The sequence below is a fragment of the Mesorhizobium sp. M7A.F.Ca.MR.362.00.0.0 genome (assembly GCF_004023175.1).
Lineage (GTDB): Bacteria > Pseudomonadota > Alphaproteobacteria > Rhizobiales > Rhizobiaceae > Mesorhizobium.
Genome location: NZ_RZTF01000500.1, coordinates 1,488 through 4,076 on the forward strand (window position 1 = coordinate 1,488; position 2,589 = coordinate 4,076).

Annotated in this window: 1 protein-coding gene and 1 pseudogene (1 of these 2 cut by a window edge); both read right to left on the reverse strand. The window is 63.5% G+C overall.

The features are described 5' to 3' along the window. Window positions 1-538: pseudogene (gap, locus tag EOC06_RS33920) on the reverse strand (type I glyceraldehyde-3-phosphate dehydrogenase) (it extends 488 nt beyond the left edge of the window). Window positions 539-692: 154 nt separating this feature from the next. Further along, window positions 693-2,589: transketolase (gene tkt / locus EOC06_RS33925; protein ID WP_128309855.1), on the reverse strand; the 1,897-nt coding region annotated here is incomplete at its 5' end.

A 2,589-nucleotide genomic window follows, 5' to 3' on the forward strand; every position in this document is an offset into this window, starting at 1 on the left:
GGATCGTCGTCATCATGCCTTTTTCGATGCCGACCGTCTCATGCAGCACGGCCGCCAGCGGCGCCAGGCAGTTGGTGGTGCACGAGGCATTCGAGATGACGATGTGGTCCTTGGTCAACTGGTCGTGGTTGATGCCGTAGACCACGGTGAGGTCGGCGCCCTCGGCCGGGGCCGAAACGATGACGCGCTTGGCGCCGGCGGTCAGATGTGCCGCTGCCTTGTCGCGGGCGGTGAAGATGCCGGTGCATTCGAGCGCGATGTCGATGCCCAGTTCCTTCCACGGCAGCTGCGTCGGATCCTTGATCGCGGTGACCTTGAACGTCTCCTTGCCGACGGTGATCTGGTCGCCGGAAACCGAAACTTCATGCGGGAAGCGGCCGTGCACGCTGTCATAGCGCAACAGGTGCGCATTGGTCTCGACTGGGCCGAGGTCGTTGACGGCGATGACGTCGATATCCTTGCGGCCGGATTCATGGATAGCGCGCAGGATGTTGCGGCCGATGCGGCCGAATCCGTTGATGGCAACTCTGACGGTCATAATTCTCTCCCTGGGAGTTGGAGGGCGGACGAGGGGTCCGCAGTTTCATAGCGGCGGAAGCAGAAAGAATCCAGCCGCAGTGACGTGGATTTAAATCGATTAAGTTGGGCCAGTCCGGCGAGACCGCCTTACGCGATTTCGCCGAACCTTGAACCTACTTGGTATGCAGGCGGGCTTCCGCCGCCTTGGCCGCGGCCTCGGCGGTAATGCCGAAATGCGGATAGAGTTGCTCGATCGTGCCCGAGGCGCCGAAGCCGGTCATGCCGACGAAGATGCCGTCGGAACCGATCAGATGATCCCAACCCTGGCGTATGCCGGCTTCAATCGCCATCTTGATAGGCGCATTGCCGATCGTCTTCTTGCGGTAGTCGTCGCTCTGCTGGTCGAACAGTTCGAAGCAGGGAACCGAGACGACGCGGGTCGGATGGCCGTGCTTTTCCAGCAGGTCGCGCGCGCCGAGCGCGATCTCGACCTCGGAGCCGGTGGCGAAGATCGTCACCGCGGCCTCGCCGCTGGCGGCAGCCAGCTCATAGGCGCCCTGGCTGCTGAGGTTCTTGGCCGAGAATTCGGTGCGCACCGTCGGCAGGTTCTGGCGGGTCAGCGCCAAGGTCGACGGCGTCTTTTCCGACTCCAGGGCGATCTGCCAGCATTCGGCGGTTTCGACCGCGTCGGCCGGGCGGAAGACATTGTGGTTGGGGATCGCGCGCAATGCGGCCAGATGCTCGACCGGCTGGTGGGTCGGGCCGTCTTCGCCCAGACCGATGGAATCATGGGTCATGACGAAAATCGAGCGGATGCCCATCAGCGATGCAAGCCGCATCGACGGACGGGCGTAGTCGGAGAAGCACATGAAGGTGCCGCCATAGGCGATGAGGCCGCCATGCAGCGTCAGGCCATTGATGGCGGCCGCCATGCCATGTTCGCGGATGCCGTAGTGGACATAACGCTGGCCGTAGTCGTCGGGTGTGATGTTCTTGGTCTGGCTGGTCTTGGTGTTGTTGGAGCCGGTCAGGTCGGCGGAACCGCCGATGGTCTCGGGCACGGCGCCGTTGATGACCTCCAGCGCCATCTCGGACGATTTACGGGTGGCGACCTTCGGCTTGTCGGCGACAAGCTTCTTCTTGTAGTCGGCAATGACGGCGTCGAAATTGGATGGCAGCTTGCCACTGAGGCGGCGTTCGAACTCGGCTTTCAGCTTGGCGTCGGCCTTGGCCAGGCGGCCTTCCCAGTCGGTGCGCGGCTTGGCGCCGGCCTTGCCGGCGGTGCGCCAGGCGTCGAGGATGTCGGCCGGAATCTCGAAGGGCGGCGAATCCCAGTTGAAGAACTTGCGCGCGCCGGCGATCTCGTCGGCGCCAAGGGGGGAGCCGTGCGCCTTGTTGGTGCCGGCCTTGGTCGGCGCGCCGAAGCCGATGGTCGTCTTGCAGGCGATCATGGTCGGCTTGTCGGAATGGCGGGCGGCTTCGATGGCATAGGCGATGGCTTCCGGATCGGTGCCGTCGATGTGGCTGGCATTCCAGCCGGAGGCCTGGAAGCGGGCCACCTGATCGGTGTTGTCGGACAGCGAGACCGGACCGTCGATCGAGATGTCGTTGTTGTCCCAGAAGACGATCAGCTTGTTGAGCTTGAGATGGCCGGCAAGCGCGATGGCTTCCTGGGAAACACCTTCCATCAGGCAGCCGTCGCCGGCCAGCACATAGGTGTAATGATCGACGAGATCGTTGCCGAAGGCGGCATTCATGATGCGCTCGCCGAGCGCGAAGCCGACCGAATTGGCGAGACCCTGGCCGAGCGGCCCCGTCGTCGTCTCTATGCCAGCGGCATGGCCGTATTCGGGATGGCCGGCGGTCTTCGAGCCCAACTGACGGAAGTGCTTGATCTGGTCGAGGGTCATGTCTTCGTAGCCGGTCAGATGCAGCAGCGAATAGAGCAGCATCGAGCCATGGCCGGCCGACAGGATGAAACGGTCGCGGTCGGCCCAGTGCGGGGCCTTGGGATCATATTTCAGGAAGCGCGTGAACAGCACCGTGGCGATATCGGCGCAGCCCATTGGC